The organism is Chitinophaga agrisoli, assembly GCF_008386695.1.
GTDB classification, from domain to species: domain Bacteria; phylum Bacteroidota; class Bacteroidia; order Chitinophagales; family Chitinophagaceae; genus Chitinophaga; species Chitinophaga agrisoli.
On the sequence record NZ_VUOC01000004.1, the window covers coordinates 2,298,383 to 2,319,877 of the forward strand.

Genomic DNA, 21,495 nt, shown 5'->3' on the forward strand with positions numbered 1-21,495 from the left:
ATAATCAAAGTATTTTTAATACAAAATGCGCAGATTACTTAAAGCATAAGGATAAAAAATAAAGTATCCCCTACGCTCAGGCCCTTTTCTTGCGGGTTTTCACCGGCTCGAGCTCTGCAAATTTTTTACGTCCCAGGAAATAATAGCGCCAGATCATGATACCATGGAATACCCCTTTCATATCCAGCAACTTCTTCCAGGGCAGCTGATCCTGCCGCAGGTCATATTTGCGGCGCCAGCGGGCATAGTCCCGGTAGGCCCTTATGATGGCCGTCATGTCCTTAGGCTTACCGGCAGCGAGGCTCTTGGCGCCAGCCAGCACATCCAGGAAAACGCGCTGGAATAGTACGATCCAGCGATCTGCCGGGTGCAGGTTCTTCCACAGCATCATCAGGTTATTGCGGAAATTGAGGTACAACTTACGCGGATTCCCCTGGGGCAGGCTGCCGCCCCCTACATGGAATACCAGCGCATCCGGGCAATAGGCAATGCGGTAGCCTGCCCTTTGCAGCCGCCAGCAGAGATCCACCTCCTCCATATGCGCAAAGAAATCCGCATCAAAGCCCCCTACCTCATGGAAGCAGGCAGCACGGATGAACAGGGCAGCCCCGGTTGCCCAGAAAATATCCTGTACATCGTCATACTGGCCATTATCTTTCTCTGTAGTATATAATATACGTCCCCGGCAAAAAGTATACCCCAGGATGTCCATCCATCCCCCCGCTGCGCCGGCATATTCAAATTCGTCCGGTTGATGATAGGCGCGCAGCTTAGGCTGACAGGCCGCCAGCTGGCGGTCTTCCTCCATCAAGGCCACTACCGGCTCTATCCAGCCCTGCTCCACCTCTACATCCTGGTTCAGGAGCACATAAATATCCGCCTGCACATGTTGCAGGGCCTCATTATAACCACCTGCAAAACCGTTGTTGGAAGGGTTCTGTATGATCTTTACCTGGGGAAAATGCGCCTGTACATAGGCCACGCTATCGTCTGTAGAGGCATTGTCCGCCAGGTACAGCTCCAGGTTGCCGTAAGTAGACCGGCAAACGCTGGGCAGGAACTTTTCCAGGAAACCTTTCCCGTTCCAGTTTAAAATAACTACTGCTACTGATGGCAATGCAGACAACGGATATTTCGTTTATGCGTGAACAACATTTTTGCGAGGCAAAGATAGTTGAAAAGTCCATAGCTGGCGATCCACGATTATTTGTGGTAAAAGTCCACAGGCAGGCTACCGCTGGCCCGGGACTCTCAATAGATTATACTAACTTAGGTGCGCATATGTTTAAGCAATATATAGGCTGGAAGTTTGTACTGGTATCCATGGCGGTGGTGATCATCGTTGCCACCATATGGTTCGTAAGCAGCCTGTCGCAACGCATACAGGAAGAAGAGACCAAGAAAGTGGCCACGTGGGTGGAGGCCAACCGGGAGCTGCTGCAAGCCCCCGCGGACGCCAACCTGAACCTGGCCGTGGAAATCGTGACCAACAACTCCACCATCCCCCTTATCCTCACCGATGAAAAAGGCGAGATCATCGACAGCCGCAACCTCGACTCTACAAAGATAGTAAGGGACCAGGGTTACCTGCAGAACCAGCTCGAGAACTTCAAGAAGAAACACCCGCCGTTTATTATGGAAATAGACGCCAAACAGAAGATCTATTACTATATATATTACGGCGACTCCCTGATCCTCAAACAGGTACGGTATTACCCCTATATACAACTGCTGGTGGTGACCCTGTTCATTGTAGTGGTGCTATTCGCCCTCTCCTCCACCAACCGCGCCACCCAGAACCTGGTATGGGTAGGCCTGGCCAAGGAAACCGCCCACCAACTAGGCACCCCCCTCTCCTCCATGGAGGCGTGGCTGGAACTGCTTAAGGAAACCGAAGGTAATGAAAGCGTGGTCACAGAGCTGGGCAAGGACGTAGACCGCCTGAAACTGATCACCGACCGCTTCTCCAAGATAGGCAGCGTACCCAAACTGGAAGAAAAGAATATTGTAGCGCAGATAGAGCATATGACCGCCTACATCCGCAAAAGAGCGCCCCAGCGGGTACAGTTTACCGTACACGCCGGCGACCCGGAGATCCCGGCCATGATCTCCCCTCCCCTGTTTGACTGGGTGGTGGAGAACCTGCTCAAGAACGCCCTGGACGCCATGGAAGGCAAGGGCACCATTGACCTTTTTATAGAGAACCACCCGGCGGATATTATTATAGACGTGACAGACACCGGCAAGGGTATTCCCAAAGCCAACTATGAAAAGGTGTTCAAACCGGGCTTCAGCACCAAAAAACGGGGCTGGGGGCTGGGGTTATCCCTGGCCAAACGTATTATTGAAGACTATCATAAGGGGCGGCTGTTCGTGAAATCCTCCGAGCTGACCAAGGGGACGACGTTCCGGATCATACTCAGAAAATAGGCGGGACAGATAATAAATTTGTACATTTTAAAAAACGGATTATTTTTGCAGCCACTTCATACCTGCGGAGGTGGCGAAATTGGTAGACGCGCTACTTTGAGGTGGTAGTGCCTGAAAGGGCTTGGGAGTTCGAATCTCCTCTTCCGCACTTAAGGGGGAAAATTGAAAAATTTTCCCCCTTTTTTATTGCCCTCCAATAATGCTTTTCCAACAAATCGATCTCCGCCCTTAACAATACAATATTTTATTCGTCTGATCTGAGATTTCTGAAATGTCTCTTTAGGTATGGACTCTTCTATCTAATAAAAAAGTCCCGGTAAATCACCGGGACCATTTGCGTATAAGGATAGATAGGATAATGGCTTATTTCTTCACCCATTCCACATATTCTTCCGGACCTTTAAAGACCATCCTGGTGGCGGACAGTTCAGTTACATCAACAATACCAACCTCATAGTTGTCAGGATCGCCAGAAATAATGGTGATCTGCATGGTGGCTGGATTGTAGGACCATATGCTGTTATATGAATCGCCAGCGCTATATTCGTAATAGGTGGGATCCGTACAGGAATTGTGTACCCTTTCTATATTGTGAAATTTGTCCAGGTACATATAGTTGTAACCACCTTCAGCTGTTATGGTTAATTCTTCTTTGTCTACCCAGCTAATAGAGCTGATGAGCGTCATGCAGCCGCTTGCACCGTCGCAAAGATCCAATGTATCTGCACTGCATTTAAACTGGAGATAGTTAGTATCAGGCTTGTAATAGTCCTCCATCCAATTTTCAGCAGCCAGGTATTTTTTCCTGTTCAACTTCCAGTTACCAACCAATGCAGCGCCTTCTGTACCGCCGCCACCAGGAATAATGACAATGCAAGTGCTTATGGCATTACTCACATGGTTCGCAGAATCATAAGCAGCATAGGTGATGCAGAAAGTATCCGGCGTAGCATTTTCCGGCAGCTTTATTACGATCACAGAATCGGAATTATCACCAAGCATGCGGAAGCTACCGTGGCGTTTGCCGGGAGCCTGCGCCTTACGGGCATTCCTGGCCTTAGAATAGTCTATTTTAAAATAGGAGTCTGCACCATTCACTTGTACATAATAACCTGCTACGCTGCCAGATGTTAGTTCCGGCGCAATAACCGCGTAATGGCCATTTATAGCAGGAATGGGCGCACTGTTGGCCTTTAGTATGGGAGCTCCTGTACCTACGGGCGCAGGCAAAGTGCCTTTGGTGTTGGCGCCATAGAAAACTTTAATGGCGGCAGTCATTGCCTGAGGGTCCTTTGTGTCTACTGCTTCTACTTCTTCAGTGGGCGGTGTAGTAGTATCTGCCTTGTCGTCTTTTTTACATGCATAAAAAGCGATGCCGGTGGCTAACAATACCAATAAGATTTTTTTCATAGATAATAGATGTTAAAAATGGGCGTCTTTTTTTTCCCGCGCAAAGGTAGTCTTTTATTACGATACCTATGATGATTTTAAATCATACGTTTGAAGAATGGATCATTGACGTTGGAAATAATTCTCTTGGAGCGCACAAGACGTCATCATGAACTTTATTTGTTATGGCGTTTTTTTATATTTGGGCGTTAAACGGATATAGGAAAGAGTTTTATGGATCAAGTTTAATTAAAAGTGAACTTTATGTCAGAATTAACCCTCATATTATTGCTGCTCTGTCTGGGTCTTGTCATCATTTATAGCCTGCTGATCCGCTTTTCGCTCTCCTCCGGAAAAAGCATCGTACCATATATTACCTGTATCCTTGTGAACATTGGTGTTTTGCTGTTCTTCGCGCACATTGTAACCCGCCCAAACGATGCCCCGCTGGGCGGTGTAGGCTTTCGCGCCTTTTTGGCCATCTGTGGGCTTTTATCAGTAGCGATGCCAATTGTCTCCGTTATTATATTTTTTGTCAGAAAAATTTATGACTATGAGAAAGTTAAAAAATAGCATCAGCCACACTACGTTCATAATCCTTTAACCTTGCTTAAAATCTTCATCAAAGGCGGCTCAATCACCTGCAACATCCTGTCAAAGCCCAGATCATTCGGGTGTATCCCATCTACCGAGGCTTCATGATCCGTACCTAACAAATTGCCTTCTATAAAATAGAGGTCTTTGATCCCCTGTGCTTTTAGTTTTTCGTATTCTGTTTTAAAGTTCTTGTTTTGATTGGCTACCCGCTCCTTTATTTTCAGATCAAAATTTCCTCCTTCCCGCACCACGCTTGGTATCATTACAATAGGAGCTTGCGGGTGCTTTTGCCGGATGGTTTTAACCAGGTAGGCCGTTCTTTCCGTGATCTGCTCCGGACTGGGATTGGGAGCGCAATCCAGGACGAATGCATCCCCATCTATATCTGCTACCATATCCGCTACTTCCTTTTCCATTTTCCCGTTGCCGCTCACGCCAAGGTTAATAAAATTTAAACCGTATTTTCTGGACAAACGGGCCGGATAAGCCATTCCCGGCCGGCTGGCCGAGGCGCCCTGGAGGATACTGGACCCGTAAATGACGATCTTTCCTTTGAATGGGTTTTGAAGCGGTTCAATATGGCTGCCAGGCGCTACGCCAATTTGCAAATTAAGCACCTCATCATATAAGGGAAGATAGAGCAAACATTCCTTTTCGGTTCCGTCCATATTCGATACCAGGTTTGCTACGGTATTATTGCCTTTAGGTCTTCCTACGCCTGCGAACACCCATTTCCCATCCCGCTTTATATAAAGATCAAGCCCCATAGATGCAATAGCCGTCATATTGCTTGGCGCGGCCGTATCTGTTGTTTGCCATTTCGCAGAAATAACCGGGCTATTTGTTTTGAACACAATAGCAAGACCCGCTGCATTAGTGAACAGCTTCTTTACTGCCAGCGGCATTCCGCTGTACCGGGCAGTATCTACGCGGTGGTAAAATGATGGGATGGGCTGGGCCTTTCCGATCAAGGTAAGTTCTTTTGCATCAACATAGGACTGTTGCTGCGCAAATGCGGTCGTACAAGAATAGATTAAGAAGAAAAAGAAGGAGCACACTAATCTCATAGCAAAAATTAAATGATGACTAAGATGATCAGTAAAAATATAAAAAAAGTTAAGAGGCGTATCCTATTTGTGATACACCTCTTTTACTTATTTCGAATGGCTATTACGGGTATTGGCCTGATCCGGATAGCTGTTAAAAAGTGTCAGCATCCGCTCATAAACTTGCGGATCCCGGTATCTACGGTTTTCCCTTTCAGCCGGGTCTTCGGAAAGATTGAATAGTTCTGTTTGCTGTGTTCCGTTTTCAGTGACAATGCGGAGCTTCCAGTCACCATCCCTGACTGCCTGCAGCCAGTTATTATGCACATAATAAAATGGTTTGTGGTTGAATTGAGCAGACTTGCCGGTAAGGAGACCTGCTACGGATTCCCCATCGATCGTTGTATTGGCAGGCAGTTTAGCCCCGGCCCATTGCGCTAATGTAGGCAATACATCCAGACAGGTGAGTGGCGACTTGATAACTTTTGGCTGGATATGCCCCGGCCAGTATACGATGAACGGCACGCGTGTACCGCCTTCGTAAGTAGTAGCTTTACTGCCGCGGAATACGCCTGCATAACCGGTATGATTGCGATGGGTTACGCTATCGCCTTCCATACGGGCATTGTAATTATTCCAGGGGCCGTTATCACTGGAGAAAATGAGTATCGTATTATCCCCCAGGCCCTGTTTCTCAACCGCGCTCCATATATTCGCCAGCCGCTGGTCCATTTCATTGATCACACATCCCAGCTCACCACCTTTGGTGAGATCACAGCCCTTCTTCTGGGCGGCAAACCATACAGGCAGGTGCGGCATGTTGAAAGCCAGGTACAGGAAAAAAGGCTGGCCCTTTTTCTGCCGCTTGATATAGCTGATGGCCTCTTTGCTGTACAGGTTAGTGAGCGAGCTATCTGCCGGCCGCAATACTTCCGGCTCATAATTGCGGAACAGCTTAATGGTGGTATCAGTTTTTACATAGGGCGGATGATAATCGTGACTGTACAGTAAACCATAGTAACTTTCAAAGCCGTGCTCCAGGGGAAGCAACCCTTTTTTATCGCCCAGATGCCATTTCCCGATCATGGCCGTATGATAATTAGCGGATCTGAGCACATTGGCGATGGTGAGCTCATTGGGTAATAATCCAAGATCCGATCCCGGAGACAAAGGGGAAGGGATATTATACCGTGTTGGATACCGGCCCGTGAGCAGCGCCCCTCTGGATGGAGAGCAGGTTGGTGAAACCACCGCATAGTTGGTGGCCTTAACGCCCTTACTGGCTATTTTATCCAGGAAAGGCGTTTCGATCACCGGGTTGCCATAACAACTCAGGTCGGCATAACCCATATCATCAGCCAGGACAAAAATAATATTAGGCCGCTGTTGAGCGAATAAGCTACCGGCAGATAATACCATCAGGAAAACTAACAGGATCGTCATATAGCCCGTAAAACGGGCTATATGACGATAAGACGTTGCATAACATTTCATATTACCAATCTTTATTTTGAGACAGATTCGGGTCCAGATCTCTTTCTTTTTGCGGAATGGGCCAAAGATAATGTTTGTCCGTGAACGTTCTTGTAGAAGACACTGCCTCCACCGTAACGGGCTGCCCGTTGCTGATATAGGTCATGCCGTAAACCGGCCCCTGCATCACCGTAGCGCCTGTTTTCCATCTTCTGATATCAAACAGGTGCAATCCTTCAAAAGCAAGTTCCACGGTACGCTCACGCCGCACAATTGCGCGTAATTCAGCCTGGGTCTTTCCCATGGCAATATCAGGCAATTTGACATCGTCGCGGCTGTTCCTTACTTTATTGATAGCGTCATACACACTGGCATCCAGCTGATTCAATTCGATCTTTGCTTCCGCATAGGTCAGCAATACTTCCGCATAACGGAGTAGTATGATATTGATGCCGTTGTTAGAAGGATCCGCATAGTCGGCGTTGTTGATATACTTTTTGATGTTATATCCTGTTGCAGACGAATAGTAAGTGCTCCCGATCGCATCTGCACCGCCGCCACCGGGCGTTGGTTTGAAAACAATACCGGAGGGCAGCGTATCGCCATTCATAAAAATGGAGAAATGCATTCTCGGATCGTTGTCCTCATACATATCAACCATAGCCCGTGTTGGCACATAGTACCCCTGGGCATTCTTTTGTGAATAGGGCGCCAGCAGGTTGAAAACATTTACCGGCACCAAGTCTTTGATAAATTGTTTGTCCAGCAGTATTTCGCTATTGTTCTCCCCAGCATAGGTAAACAGGTTCTGATAAGATTTATTCAGCGAATAGCCGGTCACCTGCGAGGCGGCATCTACAGCGGCCTGGTACCTTCCTGCCCACAGGTCCGCACGAGCTTTAAGCGCCCAGGCTGTCCCCTGCCTGATCCTTCCGCGGTCAGCAGCAGACGGATAGGATGCGGGCAACAGAGGAGCAGATTCGGTGAGCTCTTTATCAACAAAATCATAGATCTGAGCAACCGGCGTACGGGTCAGTTTCACCGCTTCATCCACATTCAATGGTGTGGTGATCAGTGGCACATCTCCGAAAAGGCCTGCCAGCTTAATGTAGTGATACGCCCTGATGGTCCGCGCTTCACTCTTCAACCGGTCAATGAGGGCGGTATTGGTTGTATTCACCTTATCCACATTGGCCAGGAAATAGTTGGATAGCTGGATACCCTGATAGGCAGCGGCCCAGGCGTTATAGACCGGCGCACTGGTAACATCATAGGTGCCCAGCTCAACGAAAGCTTCCGGCTGGAAATTCTGATTTACATGGGCAATATCAGTATAAGCATCCCAACTGAAGATTGTATTCCCGTCCAGGAAAGTATAAATGGCATTCACCGCCAGTACGGCATCCTGTTCTGTTTTCCAGAAAATATTGGTGGACAGGCGATCATTTGGCACGGTATCCAGCAGGTCCTTGTTGCAAGCCGATGCCAGGATCACGGATAATCCGATGAAGAAAGTATATTTTATAAGAAGACGTTTCATTTGTAATGCAGTTACGTTATTAAAACTGAATGTTTAAGCCCATTGTCCGGAGAGAGATCTGCGGATAATAATTTACACGGCCGGAAGGGACTTCCGGGTCCAGGTTCCATTCGTTCAGCTTTGAAATGGTGAGCAGGTTAGTGGCGGATACATACACGCTTACCCTGGCAACACGCAGTAAATCCAGCACGCTCTGAGGAAGGCTATAGCTGAGTTGCACGTTTTTAAGCCTTACATAGGATGCATCTATCACTAAAAGGTCTGATGTGGCTACATTGCGAAGATTCCCCTTTATAACCCGGGGAAAACGTGCGTCCGTGCGCTCCGGCGTCCAGTAGGCATTAGTGTAAATGGCGGAAGTGAACCCCTCATTATTTCCCATTTCCGTGATAGGGCCTGACAAACGGGTATCCACATCTGCAGCGCCCTGGATCAGGATATTCAGTGAAAAGTTCTTATAAGAAAGATCTGAGTTTACACCGAATATGTACCGGGGGAATGTGTTGCCGATAGCCGTCATATCGTTTGCATCTATCTTACCATCTTTATTCAGATTCAGGTATTTGACATCGCCGGGTTTGGAATTGGGGGCATAGCCCGGATATGCATCCGCTTCCTGCTGCGTTTGAAAAAACCCATCCGTTTTGTATCCCCACAGTGTGTTGATGGGAAGGCCTGTTTTGATGATGTAGCGGGGATCGATATCTGTACCGGAGATGTATGGGCCTGTACCTTTCAGGTCAGTCACCTTATTGGTATTGATACTGAGGTTTGCTCCCACACTATAACGGAGCTTGTTATTACCTGCCGGGTTATTCCGGTAGCTCACTAAAAACTCCCATCCTTTATTCTGAACGGAACCTGCATTCTGCGGCGGGGCGGCCAACCCGATCGTTGCCGGAATGCCCAGGTTAAGCAGGATATCGTTGGTCTGTTTATTATAGTAATCTACCGTCACGGACAGGCGGTTGTTAAGGAAAGACGCATCCATACCAACATCCGTCTGCGTAGTGGATTCCCAGCCAAGGTCTGTATTGGCCAGGCTGGTCTGGCGGTAGCCCTGTACGGGCACATCGCCAAAAGTATAAGTCGTTAAATACAATGACGGGTAATAGCTGTAGAGGTCTACAGACTGGTTACCGGTCTTACCCCAGGAACCACGCAGTTTAAGGCTGGGCACTGCATCTGCCAGCGGTTGCCAGAAAGGCTCCTGTGATATGCGCCAGCCGGCGGACAATGAAGGGAAGAAGCTGTAACGTTTGTCTCCCGTGAACCTGGAGGAGCCATCGTAACGTCCATTCAGTTCAAACAGGTACTTGTCATTAAAGGCATAATTCAAACGGCCAAAATATGAGCGAAGACCAAACTGGGCATCTGACCCGGAATTGCTTTTGGTAGCATCGTTGGTGCCCTGGTCAATGGACTGGATCTCATTGTTATAAAAGCGCTCACGATAAGCATTCAGCAATGTCTGCTGGTTATCTATCTGGGAATATCCCACCAGTGCTTTAATGTTATGCTTGCCGATATTGGTTTCATAATTCAACAGGCTGTTCACCGTCAGCTCTTCCAGCGTGTTCCTTGTCTCATTCAGCGTATTTTTCGCCACCGTTTTTACGAAGCCGGTGTTTTTATCGGTATTGGTGTAAGCATCGACAAAGGATTTTATATACTGGTCACGAACCCGTTTGGCAAGCTGGGTAGAAAAGGTAAGCCCTTTCGCTATTTTCCACTCCCCTTTCACATTTCCAAGTAAATAATTTTCATTCTGATGCGTAAGACCGCCAATTTCTGCGAACATCAGGGGATTATTACCCTGCGCGCTTAAACCATAGGTGCCATCGGCATATTTGGGTACCGCCCATAGTGATCCGGTGGTCATGTTATAGAACGGATCGACCGTGGGATTCTGTGATTTGTTACTTCTGTAGTTGACATCAAAAGTAAAGTGAAAGCGATCGCTGGGGTTAAAATCGGTGGATAAACGGATCTCCTGGATCTTATCGTCGAAATTCTCCACTACCCCTTCCTGGTTCTGATAGCGGATGTTAGCGCGGGCCCTGAAAAACTCATTGCCGCCGGATAGCGAAAGGTTCTGGCTATATTGGGGCGCATTTCTGAACATGGTCTGGTACCAGGTGTTAGGCAACGGATATTTTTCTCGATCAGTTGCGTGCACCCAGGTTTCAATGCCTTCATCGGTAAATTTGGCGGGCACTGTAGCGCCGGCATTTTTGTAAGCATCCTGCTCCAGGCGCATATAGGATTCAATATCCATATGCTCCGGCCTGTTAATGGATTTTTGGAGCGCGTAGTAGTTATTCAGCGATACAGATAACTTGCCACTCCTGGCCCTTTTGGTGGTGATCAGCAAAACCCCGTTAGTGGCGCGGGAGCCATATATAGCGGTGGAAGAAGCGTCTTTTAAAATGGAAACAGATTCGATGTCTTCCGGGTTGATATCCATCAGCCGTTGCTCAATGCCATCCACGATTACCAGTGCATCATTTTTACTGAGGTCATAACCGCCGCTGGTGCTGCTACTGTTCACGTTAAATGTGGTAACGCCGCGCACGCGAATGGCGGCCTGGGAACGGCCAGGTATGCCACCCTGGTCCAAAACAGTAACACCCGGCGCCTGGCCCTGTAAAGCCTGGGAGAAATTACTCAAAGGCCGCTTATTCAGGTCCGCCCCACTGATCTGGCTTACGGAGCTGGTGAGGCTGGTTTTCTTCTGACTGCCATACCCTACCACCACCACATCCGTGAGGGCGGATGCAGCCTCCTTCAATATAATATTGATCTCCGTGCGATTCTTTACGGCAATTTCCTGCTTTTCATAACCAATGAAGGAGAAGATCAGTATGCCGTTATTATCCGGCAGCCGGAGCGTATAAGCGCCATCGCTCCCGGTGATGGTACCGGTAGTAGTGGCGCCTTTCAGAAGAATATTCACGCCGGCAAGCGGCTGGCCCTTACTGTCTGTAACTTTACCCGTAATAGTGACCGGCGGTATATTTTCGCCGGAAGCGCCCTCCCTGGCCATAATGATGATGGTAGCAGCATTGATAGTATAATCGAAAGGCTGCCCGGACAAACAGCGCGACAACACATCGCGTAATTCCGCGTTAGTGACATGGATGCTTACCGGCGCAGCCTTTTTTAGTGACTTGGAATCATACAATACACTATAGCCCGTTTGCCGGTGTATTTCCGCCAGCACCTCTTTTAGCGGACTATTAGTTTTGTTTAAACTGATCTTTTGAGCGAACGAAGTGGCGTGAACCTCAATGATCATCACAACGCTGAATAAAATAGCCAATTTCATGGTTAGTAGAAATTTAGGCATGCAGCAAGCCAACCTCCTGCATAGTGGAGCAGTGGAAATTTTGTACATTTGAAACGTGGGTTTAATAAATAATCGGTTGCAATCCTGGTTGTTTTAAGCCTGCACCAGCAGGGACGCCGCAAACGTTCCTGCTTTTTTTCAGGCATTCGGTATCAGTTTTTTATTTCATAATTAATACTTTCCTCCCTTCGATTTTATAGTGAATTGTTTTTGTAAGTTGCATGTTATCAAGCAATTCCGTAATGTTATTATACCGGGATACTGTCCCCCCAAACTCACGGTCGCTCAGGTCTCCCACAAATTCGATCTCTACATCGTACCATCTGGCTACCTGTTTCATGATCTCCACAATGCTTTCATCGCGGAAAACAAAGAACCCGTTCTTCCATCCCATAACTTTTTCCATATCGGCAGTCGTCACTTTTATGTCTGAGGCATCGTTTTGGATGGCGCCTTGCTGGCCAGGGACAAGCATTACCGAAGCATTCGCCTTTTTAAATTTGATGGAGCCTTCCAGCAGCGTGGCGCTGACTGATCCATTATCCGAATAAGCATTGATATTGAAATGCGTGCCATATACCTCTACGGTAGTGCCGTTTGCATTTACACTAAAAGGCCTTGACGGGTCTTTTGTCACCTCGAAGTAGGCCTCCCCGCTTAATTCTACTGTACGGGCAGTTTTGCTGAAAGAAACAGGGAACCGCAAAGAGGAGGATGCGTTCAGCCATACTTTTGACCCGTCTTCCAGTACGATCTCATGCTGTCCGCCCCGTGGCGTATTGATGATATTGATATCATTATCATTCTCTTTACCCGCGTGCTGGTCAAAGACATAGATCACTTTACCTGCTGCCGTTTTACTGATCCGCATGCCGCCTATTTGCCTGGTATCCCCTGTTGGGATATCATTCAGCACGATCTGCGAGCCATTGGCCAATTGTAGCGTGGCCTTATTGCTGCCGGGCATAATTGTTTGTGACTTCACCGGAACGTTCCTGGCGACGGGCCTATTTTCTTCAGCCTGCGTGTTGCGCGTAAAATGCCAGACGCCCCAGCTGGACGCCAGTATTAATAGAACCGCTGCCGCAGCTTTCGGCCACCAATTATAACTTCTTCGCTGTCTATGGGCATGATCTGATGCCTGTTGCAAGATCCCGTCTGCCTTGTTAGCGGGCATTGCCGGCAACCCGGTTTCATCCATTTCGTACCAGGTTTCCTCCATTAGTTGCTTTAGCTCATCTTCATCTCCTGATTGCCTGAGCAATTGCTTCAGTTCCTCCAGCTCTGCTGCAGAACATTGATCATTCAGGTATCGGTCGTATAAATATCTCAATCGTGAGTCCGTCATATCTTCAGATGTTTTCCGGCCTGGGTTCAGGTTCCTTTTATTAGAGACAATCGAATGAGAGGGGATGGAGTAATGGGAGGGGAAATTTTTTTGGGGGGGACACCAGTCGGCTGAGGGGATACGGTAAGGCCTGGGGCCATAAACCGGGATACGGTTGCGGACAGTCTATATGCTTCTAAGGTAGTATGTAATAACGGCGCATATTAAAATAAACAGGTCGTTTTTTGCGGCATAGCTGCGCATGAATTGCAAGGCCAGCTGCATATGCTTTTTGATGGTTAGGGGGGACAATGAAAGTAGTTTGGCCGCCTCCTTATATTTTAGCCCTTTTATATGGCAAAGGTTGAATACATCCCGTTGCCTGTCCGGCAATTGCTGGATAACGCGTTGCAGGTTCTTTTGGGAATCATTTAAATAGATCGCTTCCTCCGTCTCGCTCTGAGGCTCGTACCAATACTCATATTTGGTTTGACGCTGCTTTAGCTCAAATTGCCGGCGCTTTAAAATATTCAGGGTATGGTTACGGGTGACTGACATCATAAAATTCTCCATGTTCTTAATAGTGTGGAGATCCTGATATTCGAACAACTTAACAAAAACATCCTGCAGAATGTCTTCCGCCAGCACTTCCGACTTGGTGACCTTTAAGGCGTAATGGTAAATTTTATTATGATATTTCCTGAACAGATAGCTGATAACCTCATCCCTTGACGAAGAGAAGTGTAGATATTGCTCATCTGTATATACATCTGACATATTAACGTGTTTTAGCTCCCTGCCTGCAGACGGTTTGCCTGAGGGTAGCTACGATTGGCTATATCCTGGTTGAAAAATGCATCTCACAATCCGTGGAATGACTACTGATTGTTTCGTTTGGCAATAGTTATACGTTATTAAACGCGGCAGCTAATATAACAAATTTATGACAATCTGTTTTTTTTGTGCGCCCGCCTCTACGGGCGCCTGATCCATCCAAAATACTAAAAGCTTATTAAAAATGCCGGGAGAGGAAGCTGTGCTCAAAGCTGTTAAGCACGGTTAAGGCCATTCAGTACACTGGCTATCTGCCTCATTACTTTACGGGTAGCTTCTACATTACCGGAGGCGTCTGCGAACAAAGTTTTTAATGTCTGCAGGTTGTCTGTTACTACTAGCGGTAGTGGTTTGTACTTTTCGAGAATGGCAAAGATTTCATCAAGCTGGGGAGCTGCTTCACTGTGGATCTTAAAGGAATACGGCGGGTCGAGGAAATAAAGTTTGATTTCCGCTAGTCTTACTACGTCTTTGTTGGTCATCTTCATGTTGCAAAGGTACGATTTAAGTTATCAAGGGGGAAATGGACGTATAATTGCAATACTAAATATGAATAACTTATTACAAGCGAGGTGCTGGAGGTAAAAGTAAAGATATCTTAAGCCTTTTAACCGGACGATCCTTGGCATTTGTAGCATTGAAAGCAGCATTTTCAACCGCAGGTTCCCTCGATTTAACCAGGGTATGCTATCATTAGCAGATTTGTCCATGCAATAAACGCTGTTGTCCATGTTGCGGAAACACCCGTTGATCTAATTTTGACTCATTGAATAACAGTGACTTTTATGAAAACAATACAGGTACCCATCAAAGAACAGGTAAGCGCCGATTCACAGGCTATATTTAACCAATTACATAAACGACTGGGCAAAGTCCCGAACTTATACGCCACCATTGGCTACTCTGCGAACGCCCTGAAAGGATTCCTGGATTTTGAAGCCACTGTAAATAAAGGTGCATTTTCTCCTAAAGAAAGAGAGGCTATTGCTCTTATTGTATCTGAAATAAATGGCTGTAATTATTGTTTGGCGGCGCATAGCATGTTAGCCATAAAAAACGGTTTTACTAAAGAAGAGACATTATCCATAAGAAGGGCCGATGTAAGCGACGCCAAATTGCAATCCATCTTACAGTTGGCCAAATCAATAGTTGTAAACAAAGGGCATGCAGGAGATACCGAGCTCGAGAACTTCTTCGCCGCCGGATTCGATGAAGCAGCCGTGATGGAACTCATCGGTTTGATCACAGTGCGCGTATTTACCAATTATGTATACGCTTTAACCGATATCCCGGTTGATTTTCCTGCAGCAGAACCAATAAAATAACCACTAAAATAACAGTAACAATGAACACCTCAAATCAAAACACTATCCTCCCAACTGATGAGGAAAAACTGCACATCGCTAATACATTCCTCACTTCGCTGAAAAATGACGAATGGGATACCATGCGGTCAATAATCGCCCCTGATGCTATCTGGACATTACCCGGCACCAGCATTCTTTCTGGTCCTGCAAATGGCGCCGATGCCATTATCCGCCGTGCGCAGGGATTGAAACGTTTCGGCGTTAAATTTCAATTAATGCATATTTTATACGGCCTGCATGGTGTTACGCTTTCTCTACATAATACCTCCAGCAGAGACAATCTGATACTGGATGAACAGGTGGCTATTGTTTGCCAGATAAATGATGGCAAAATTACTTCGATGGCTACTTATCTCTCTGATGTTGCCGGCATTAACCAGTTCTTCGTTCCCGGTATCATTGATTAAGTCTTCACATTAAAATTTCTTAGGATGAAATATATTAAAGGCCTGCTGGCATTGCTGCTGGTAGTGGTTCAGTTTGCCAACGCGCAGAGCCGTAAAACAATGCAATGGATTGGCGGCCCCACCTATGTGTTACAGTTGGGTAGCTTTAAAATACTGACAGATCCCATGTTGAGCCCGAAAGGAGATTCTGCTTTTATCATTAAACAACATCCTGGCACCGGGCAAATGAATGCGCCCATTACGAGGCTCATTGCGCCGGCGCATTTTGACATGTCCAAAATCGATCTGTTGCTGATCAGCCATCCCCACGCTGACCATATTGACAAACAGGCAATAGAAAAACTGAACAAGGGTATACATCTTGTTGGCCCTGAAGTGAACCATGATACTTTTAAAAACTGGGGATTTACAGATATCAATGGCCTGAACTGGGATGATAGCACCATGATGCAGAAAGGAAATGAGCGCCTGAAGATCATTGCGGTGAAAGCCGTTCACGCAGCTAACGAACCCTTACGTACAGCATTGGGCAAAGGGAATGGTTATATTATTGAATACCGTAACGGCCAGGAGCTGTACCGGATCTATTGGACGGGTGATACCGTGTGGTTCAATGAAATGGACGGTTACACCCGATATGGGAAAATTGATCTACTAATCCCGGATATGGCTGCTGTTGGTTCTGATGGTAACATCGGAAGAAGAGGGATGAACTGGGTTGACTGTTTGCACATGGCCAATGTTGTAAATCCGGGGAAGATCATTCCGGTGCATCATTCTACGTTTTCTATGTATGTAGAGCCGATTTCTGTGATGAAACTTACTTTTGCGGATACGCGGTTTGGTAAGAGTTTGCGTGTGCTGAAAACGGGGGAAACCGCGAAGCTGTAAAAATATTTTTATAGTATATAACAAGAATCCATCTACTTTTTCAGAGATGGATTCTTGCATTTAATTTTTTTAGCTATCTGGTACAATCTGCCGTCCAGGTGCCGGAGCTGTTTGATACCAACATCTTCAGCGTACTTGCTGTGATAGTGATACCTGTAATGCCACTACCTATACTCACATAGGTATTATCATCTTTCTTTTCGAATTTCACCCCGGTAATATTAGGAATACCAGTACCAAAATCGAAAGTGTAGGTGTCGCCAACCTTAACCACTGTTACACGCCCATCTTCATCAGTAGTGGTTTGTGTTCCATCATTGAAGGTAATGGTACCATTATACGTGCCTACAAAGAAGTCGTTGTCAGCTGGGTCATCATCTTTACTACAACCAATGGCAAAAACAAACATGGCAAGAAGCAATGCGCCCAGGAATTTCATGCTCAAAAATTTCATTTTGCTTTTCATAACCTTTTTTCCAAGTAGAAAAACAAGCATTATGCCAATTGCACAACTGGCTGTGGGAGCGGGGTTTATGGGGAATGGCTGAGCCAGGCGGGGATGTATAACGGGCAGGACAATTAGTGAAAAAATTGCCACGAATATTGTGAATATGATGTAGACTAAACTAAATAAGAATAATAGGCAGATACGATAGCAATTTATTGGAGTTTAAGCGTTACCTAGTACCAACCCTTCCGACATGCAGGCTCAACAGCTTACGGCCTTATCACTACTTGCATCACTTCGGTTAAACTCGTATGAAAAGGTAATCCGTGTTTTTTGGGATAATTGGCTAACTCTCCTATCTTCCAGGCCACGTTTTCAAATTCCTTTTCAATCTCTTGCTCAATTTCAAAAACAAGATACAGTCGTTCTCTCGGTTTAGTAGGATAGCCTTTTGATACTAACTCCTTTTTTGAGAAGATCCGCGGCCCGTCCATCTTTAGCTTAAAAAGCTTATTAGCTACTTTTTCTCGCCCAGTGTATAATAATAAGTATTTGGCTCCTACTGTTTGAGGTCTTAATTGCATACCATCATCAGCCAATGTCATCCTTGTATTATAAAGATTATGCTTAATGATCCAATTTAAATGTGCCTGGCTCTTATAATAGCCGACTAACACAAATGTATCGTCCGGCATTAGTCCCCTATTAAGACCAGAAGCTTCTGGCAATTGTTCGTTTACTTGGCTACTGTTGTTATTCTTGTGTGTATCATACACTCGAAAGGCCATCAATTCCCGCTGAGAAGCGCGATTTACCAAATGGATTGCAATCTCTTCCAAGAAAGCCTTCAATGCATTTACACCATTACTATTCGTTTTTGAGGGCTTTATGCAGAAAGCACCCAGGCCAGGCAATATTTCATGAAATCCACGCTTCTCGGTAGAATTATCTCCGGGATAAAGAATATAGGCGCCTCCAGTTCTTCTTATAGCATCTCTATAAGTGTGCATCTTCAGCAAATCCGCCCTCTTGAATGTGCCTTTACTCTGCAATTCCTTTTCCTCATTTAAGTTGATATCCGTTTCGAATATCTCCTTAGCGTCTTTTACTTTATACTTTGCGTCGAAATGAATGTGGACAATGAGCTCTTCCTGCTCTGCGGTTTCTTGGGTTATATCGGATGGCCAAATGCTGAGTGTATAATCGGGTCTTAAATTCGTAGTCCAACTGCCACCATGAGGGTACTGTTTATCTCCCCTAAATGTTCTATTGTAACTAAATTGTATCTGTAGCCTTCTTATCTTACTTTCGAAAACACCTGTTATGGGTAAGTATTCCCCTTGTTTTAGCTTCAAGCCCAGACCATCCTTAGTTAATTCAATTAGCTTCTTTACATCAGTACCTTGAAGTTTAAATACTTCCCCTATAATATCAATTAGCTTGAAGAATAGCCAATATTCATATAATACGGCAACATCCTTTTTACCTCCTTCATATACATCATCCCCTCCCTTCCAGACTAATTTCGCCGCTAGGTCAAACATCAACCAAGTCCTAAGCACTTCTCTATAGCCAGCCTTACGTTGTAATACAGGGCTATTTAAGGGCAATGTGCTTATTGTTGATACTGTTTTAAATACAGCATGGCTCAATAAACGGCCTAGTTTATCTTCCAACAGTTGTGCTTCTCGCTTAAGTCTGTTATCTTCTTTAAGATGATTGAGAAAATCCCCACAGAATTGCCGAAAATGGGACAAGGCATACCTTACAAATCGGTTCTCTGGAGTATCTGTAGTTTCCTTTTTGTAGTTAACCTTTACTTTTTCAGGTATAGACTTTAGTTTATTTTTTAAATAATGCTGCTCCGATAAATCAATTCTGTTGACGGCCCGTGCCATTTGATGCAAGATCTTGCTGTTAATTCTTTTTACGTTACTAATATTCCTCTCTACTTCTGTTTCCTCCCAATTAGTTACAGGGGATAACAAAATCCTGTGGACGGCATCATTAAACTCGTCTGTGTCCAAAATAGATTTGATGAACGAAAATCGTTGGTACAGTGTAAGCGCATCCTTATTAAAATCAATGGTAAAATATTGGTGTATGGGGGCATGTTGTTGCATAAGGAGCTCAGTACACTTTTCTGTTATCTCCTCAAGCATGTACCTATAGTCTGTCCGATAATCTGTTTTTATAGACCGTACCTCCAATTGTATTTCCCCACACTTTTCTTTACGACTCAAATCCATTACATCTATTGTCAGTGTACCTACGTAGATATTGGGGTGAATACTGCCAGCCGATTTTCTCAGAGAAGATGAACGGACTATTCTATTATCACCTGCGAGATCGTATCCGGCTGTAACGGCGTATTCATAGGAACAACCCTCTGAAATTTGTATAACAGCCTCACCGTATTCTTTTGCTTCTAATAAGCCAATCTCGGTCAAAGGAGCTTTTTTAGAAGACGCTGCTATTACAACCTCTACACTTGTAGCGTCTTCGGTTTTTACAGGGACTTGTATAGTTATTTTACTATAGGTCATACGCATCAAGCTTCTGCATAACTGGTAAATGCATTATTCATTAACCCTTGATACATTCTTTTTATCTTTTCAAAAGAAATGGAGTATTTAATCCCTTCGTGATTATCAGTTATTTCCCTTGCATCAAACAGCTTAATAACACCCTCCTTTTTAATAACATTTTTCTTATCTCTAACATCTTTCTCCTCATGAATACATAACTGCCCTAACTCCTCCAAAATATCTTCCAGCTTCCGCCTTGCTCCGTGGACCTTAGGCAGCATCTTTTGCATAATGATACAGTCTACTATGAAGTTCATGTTTAAGGAAAGAGTGGGATCTATTTTAGCGGCAATAGCGGCAAATCGGATCATTTCCCCAGCGCTTCTATAGCCAAATTCAGCACTAGCCTTTTTGAGGGGGTCAAAAAATTCGAGCAAAAGGGTGCTTAGCTTCTCTTTATGTAACGACAAAGCGTTCTCACTTGCTAACCGAACAAAATCCTCGGCCATCTCAGCGCCATTACCATGTAATGAAAGGAGGTCTAACCGGCCATTGACAGCATTTAGATAGCTATCCATTTCGCCCTTTGACACTCGAAACTCAATTACATTAGCCCTGTCCAGCACTTTAGGGCTAAACATATAAGTGGTCTCGTCTATATTCACCGTACCAATGATAAAAAGATTAGGTGGCAATGTAATGCTAGGCGGCACAGGCAAATTACGTTCACCGTTCCAACTCTGCGTTCCTGGATGAAGACATATCTCTTCTGACGATTCCATTGCGCTTAGGAAATCAGCAAAATATCGCTCAACGTGACTTAAGTTCATCTCATCTAGGATAAGAAAGTAAGGTTTATTGCGGTTTTTGTTAGCGCTAGCTTTAAGTATCAAAGCTAACGCGCCATTATCCGGAAAAACGTATCTATCTCTTTCTAATGCATTAGGATATCCTAACAATGGTTCTCGGCTTGTCCAATCCGCTCCAACCGGCACCATACATATCTGATCTTTCTCTTCACATATCCACTTGGCAAAAGCTTGTGCAAGTTTAGTTTTCCCTGATCCCGAAAGCCCCGTTAGAATCACGAATGGCTTTGCACAAAGTGCTGTGACAAATCTGAAAATGAGACGCTCCGAGAAACTTAAATGCGCTGCCTTTATGTCGGACACGAACCTGTTATAGTCAAAGGAAGCTGAGGAGCTTATTTTAATGTTTTTTGGGGAGAGGGATTCTTCTTTTGGTGACACGGTACTTCCAAAATCTATAGTTTTATAAAACTCCGTTAAGTAAAGGATCTCCTCATTAATTTTACCAAAATCTAATCCATAATCATCCCGAGTTGTATCAATTTGATAGCTATTGAAGAGCAACGAATCTCCATAACGCTCTGGAGCCTCTCCAAACCGAGCCCAAAAAAAATCTCGTATAGGCATCTCTTTAACATCTTTAACATCCCAATTAAGCGCCGGCGGGGTTGTTTCGCTTATTCCATACGCCAATATTAAAATATTGTGCTCCTTATAGTAGAGATAAACAGGATAAATACCATTTGAGACTTTCTGGCCTTCTCTTAAAAAGGCAATCCAGGGAATGTGTGCCAAGTTTCCCCTCCCAAAGCTTACATCTACTTCACAGTCATTGTATACTCCCTTATAACTTTTAGTTTCAAGGTTAGGAGTGGGTTCGTTTGCTTGTTTTAAAAATCTTAGGAGTTCTGGTGCGTAATTATCAATTTCTCGCATACTAGGGGAGCTTTTAGGTTAAGCCTTAAGGGAATTCACAAGTAAATCTTTTAGTTAGAACTGATTTTGCCATAAGGAATCAGTCTTTTTCCTATAACTGTGGACTTTCTACTGGCTGTTGAGG

General features: G+C 45.3%; 17 protein-coding genes and 1 tRNA gene. 6 read left to right on the top strand and 12 right to left on the bottom strand.

Annotation, left to right across the window (positions count from 1 at the left end; genetic code table 11):
• Positions 1-76: 76 nt before the first annotated feature.
• On the bottom strand, positions 77-1,126 hold the full coding sequence (locus F0L74_RS28110; RefSeq protein WP_149841219.1) for a glycosyltransferase family 2 protein: 1,050 nt from the start codon (positions 1,124-1,126) through the stop codon (positions 77-79).
• Between the two features lie 155 nt (positions 1,127-1,281).
• On the opposite strand from F0L74_RS28110, the gene F0L74_RS28115 reads away from it, so the two are divergent.
• Together F0L74_RS28115 and F0L74_RS28120 are read left to right on the top strand one after the other, a co-directional pair.
• Entirely contained in the window at positions 1,282-2,430 is a 1,149-nt protein-coding gene (locus tag F0L74_RS28115) for a sensor histidine kinase (RefSeq protein ID WP_149841220.1), read from the top strand.
• A 64-nt stretch (positions 2,431-2,494) separates the two neighbouring features.
• Positions 2,495-2,578 (top strand) — tRNA-Leu (locus tag F0L74_RS28120).
• Positions 2,579-2,793: 215 nt separating this feature from the next.
• On the opposite strand, the gene F0L74_RS28125 is transcribed toward F0L74_RS28120, so the two are convergent.
• Positions 2,794-3,840: a hypothetical protein gene (locus tag F0L74_RS28125; RefSeq protein WP_149841221.1), complete on the bottom strand. Its 1,047-nt coding sequence runs from the start codon at positions 3,838-3,840 to the stop codon at positions 2,794-2,796.
• Between the two features lie 243 nt (positions 3,841-4,083).
• Between F0L74_RS28125 and F0L74_RS28130 the strand changes: the two genes are divergently transcribed.
• Positions 4,084-4,392 carry a hypothetical protein gene (locus F0L74_RS28130; RefSeq protein ID WP_149841222.1) on the top strand — a complete coding sequence of 103 codons (309 nt, stop codon included), beginning with the start codon at positions 4,084-4,086 and terminating at the stop codon, positions 4,390-4,392.
• 17 nt (positions 4,393-4,409) lie between these two features.
• Here F0L74_RS28130 and F0L74_RS28135 read toward each other — a convergent pair whose 3' ends face one another.
• The 7 genes from F0L74_RS28135 to F0L74_RS28165 all read right to left on the bottom strand — a co-directional run bounded on the left by F0L74_RS28135 (position 4,410) and on the right by F0L74_RS28165 (position 14,473).
• A complete protein-coding gene (locus tag F0L74_RS28135; protein WP_149841223.1) occupies positions 4,410-5,483 on the bottom strand; it encodes an SGNH/GDSL hydrolase family protein in 1,074 nt (357 codons plus the stop codon).
• 87 nt (positions 5,484-5,570) lie between these two features.
• Positions 5,571-6,905 (bottom strand): sulfatase-like hydrolase/transferase, encoded by a 1,335-nt coding sequence (locus F0L74_RS28140; protein WP_149841224.1) that lies wholly within the window; start codon positions 6,903-6,905, stop codon positions 5,571-5,573.
• A 52-nt stretch (positions 6,906-6,957) separates the two neighbouring features.
• Positions 6,958-8,475 carry a RagB/SusD family nutrient uptake outer membrane protein gene (locus F0L74_RS28145; RefSeq protein ID WP_149841225.1) on the bottom strand — a complete coding sequence of 506 codons (1,518 nt, stop codon included), beginning with the start codon at positions 8,473-8,475 and terminating at the stop codon, positions 6,958-6,960.
• 19 nt (positions 8,476-8,494) lie between these two features.
• Positions 8,495-11,803, bottom strand: coding sequence for a TonB-dependent receptor (locus tag F0L74_RS28150; protein WP_188316209.1), 3,309 nt, complete (start codon positions 11,801-11,803; stop codon positions 8,495-8,497).
• A 181-nt stretch (positions 11,804-11,984) separates the two neighbouring features.
• Positions 11,985-13,172, bottom strand: a complete 1,188-nt coding sequence (locus F0L74_RS28155; RefSeq protein ID WP_149841226.1) for a FecR family protein — start codon at positions 13,170-13,172, stop codon at positions 11,985-11,987.
• A 165-nt stretch (positions 13,173-13,337) separates the two neighbouring features.
• Positions 13,338-13,928, bottom strand: coding sequence for a sigma-70 family RNA polymerase sigma factor (locus tag F0L74_RS28160; protein ID WP_149841227.1), 591 nt, complete (start codon positions 13,926-13,928; stop codon positions 13,338-13,340).
• Positions 13,929-14,200: 272 nt separating this feature from the next.
• A complete protein-coding gene (locus F0L74_RS28165) occupies positions 14,201-14,473 on the bottom strand; it encodes a hypothetical protein (RefSeq protein ID WP_149841228.1) in 273 nt (90 codons plus the stop codon).
• A 297-nt stretch (positions 14,474-14,770) separates the two neighbouring features.
• Here F0L74_RS28165 and F0L74_RS28170 point away from each other — a divergent pair, with 297 nt between their 5' ends.
• From F0L74_RS28170 to F0L74_RS28180, 3 genes are read left to right on the top strand one after another with little or no spacing between them, the layout of a single operon-like run.
• On the top strand, positions 14,771-15,310 hold the full coding sequence (locus F0L74_RS28170) for a carboxymuconolactone decarboxylase family protein (RefSeq protein WP_149841229.1): 540 nt from the start codon (positions 14,771-14,773) through the stop codon (positions 15,308-15,310).
• A gap of 20 nt (positions 15,311-15,330) precedes the next feature.
• Positions 15,331-15,759, top strand: coding sequence for a nuclear transport factor 2 family protein (locus F0L74_RS28175; RefSeq protein WP_149841230.1), 429 nt, complete (start codon positions 15,331-15,333; stop codon positions 15,757-15,759).
• Between the two features lie 24 nt (positions 15,760-15,783).
• Positions 15,784-16,650 carry an MBL fold metallo-hydrolase gene (locus tag F0L74_RS28180; RefSeq protein WP_149841231.1) on the top strand — a complete coding sequence of 289 codons (867 nt, stop codon included), beginning with the start codon at positions 15,784-15,786 and terminating at the stop codon, positions 16,648-16,650.
• A 73-nt stretch (positions 16,651-16,723) separates the two neighbouring features.
• On the opposite strand, the gene F0L74_RS28185 is transcribed toward F0L74_RS28180, so the two are convergent.
• From F0L74_RS28185 to F0L74_RS28195, 3 genes are all read right to left on the bottom strand, one after another.
• Positions 16,724-17,095 (bottom strand): hypothetical protein, encoded by a 372-nt coding sequence (locus F0L74_RS28185; protein WP_213087095.1) that lies wholly within the window; start codon positions 17,093-17,095, stop codon positions 16,724-16,726.
• Positions 17,096-17,367: 272 nt separating this feature from the next.
• Positions 17,368-19,644: a DUF2357 domain-containing protein gene (locus tag F0L74_RS28190; protein ID WP_149841233.1), complete on the bottom strand. Its 2,277-nt coding sequence runs from the start codon at positions 19,642-19,644 to the stop codon at positions 17,368-17,370.
• Positions 19,645-19,649: 5 nt separating this feature from the next.
• Positions 19,650-21,371 carry an MrcB family domain-containing protein gene (locus tag F0L74_RS28195; RefSeq protein ID WP_149841234.1) on the bottom strand — a complete coding sequence of 574 codons (1,722 nt, stop codon included), beginning with the start codon at positions 21,369-21,371 and terminating at the stop codon, positions 19,650-19,652.
• Positions 21,372-21,495: the final 124 nt, after the last annotated feature.

Excerpts from the sequence above, each read along its gene's own strand:
- F0L74_RS28135 (WP_149841223.1), bottom strand. The coding sequence starts at position 5,483 with ATGAGATTAGTGTGCTCCTTCTTTTTCTTCTTAATCTATTCTTGTACG.
- F0L74_RS28150 (WP_188316209.1), bottom strand. The coding sequence starts at position 11,803 with ATGAAATTGGCTATTTTATTCAGCGTTGTGATGATCATTGAGGTTCAC.
- F0L74_RS28180 (WP_149841231.1), top strand. The coding sequence starts at position 15,784 with ATGAAATATATTAAAGGCCTGCTGGCATTGCTGCTGGTAGTGGTTCAG.
- F0L74_RS28140 (WP_149841224.1), bottom strand. The coding sequence starts at position 6,905 with ATGACGATCCTGTTAGTTTTCCTGATGGTATTATCTGCCGGTAGCTTA.
- F0L74_RS28165 (WP_149841228.1), bottom strand. The coding sequence starts at position 14,473 with ATGAAGATGACCAACAAAGACGTAGTAAGACTAGCGGAAATCAAACTT.
- F0L74_RS28190 (WP_149841233.1), bottom strand. The coding sequence starts at position 19,644 with ATGACCTATAGTAAAATAACTATACAAGTCCCTGTAAAAACCGAAGAC.
- F0L74_RS28125 (WP_149841221.1), bottom strand. The coding sequence starts at position 3,840 with ATGAAAAAAATCTTATTGGTATTGTTAGCCACCGGCATCGCTTTTTAT.
- F0L74_RS28175 (WP_149841230.1), top strand. The coding sequence starts at position 15,331 with ATGAACACCTCAAATCAAAACACTATCCTCCCAACTGATGAGGAAAAA.
- F0L74_RS28130 (WP_149841222.1), top strand. The coding sequence starts at position 4,084 with ATGTCAGAATTAACCCTCATATTATTGCTGCTCTGTCTGGGTCTTGTC.
- F0L74_RS28155 (WP_149841226.1), bottom strand. The coding sequence starts at position 13,172 with ATGACGGACTCACGATTGAGATATTTATACGACCGATACCTGAATGAT.
- F0L74_RS28115 (WP_149841220.1), top strand. The coding sequence starts at position 1,282 with ATGTTTAAGCAATATATAGGCTGGAAGTTTGTACTGGTATCCATGGCG.
- F0L74_RS28170 (WP_149841229.1), top strand. The coding sequence starts at position 14,771 with ATGAAAACAATACAGGTACCCATCAAAGAACAGGTAAGCGCCGATTCA.
- F0L74_RS28195 (WP_149841234.1), bottom strand. The coding sequence starts at position 21,371 with ATGCGAGAAATTGATAATTACGCACCAGAACTCCTAAGATTTTTAAAA.
- F0L74_RS28160 (WP_149841227.1), bottom strand. The coding sequence starts at position 13,928 with ATGTCAGATGTATATACAGATGAGCAATATCTACACTTCTCTTCGTCA.
- F0L74_RS28145 (WP_149841225.1), bottom strand. The coding sequence starts at position 8,475 with ATGAAACGTCTTCTTATAAAATATACTTTCTTCATCGGATTATCCGTG.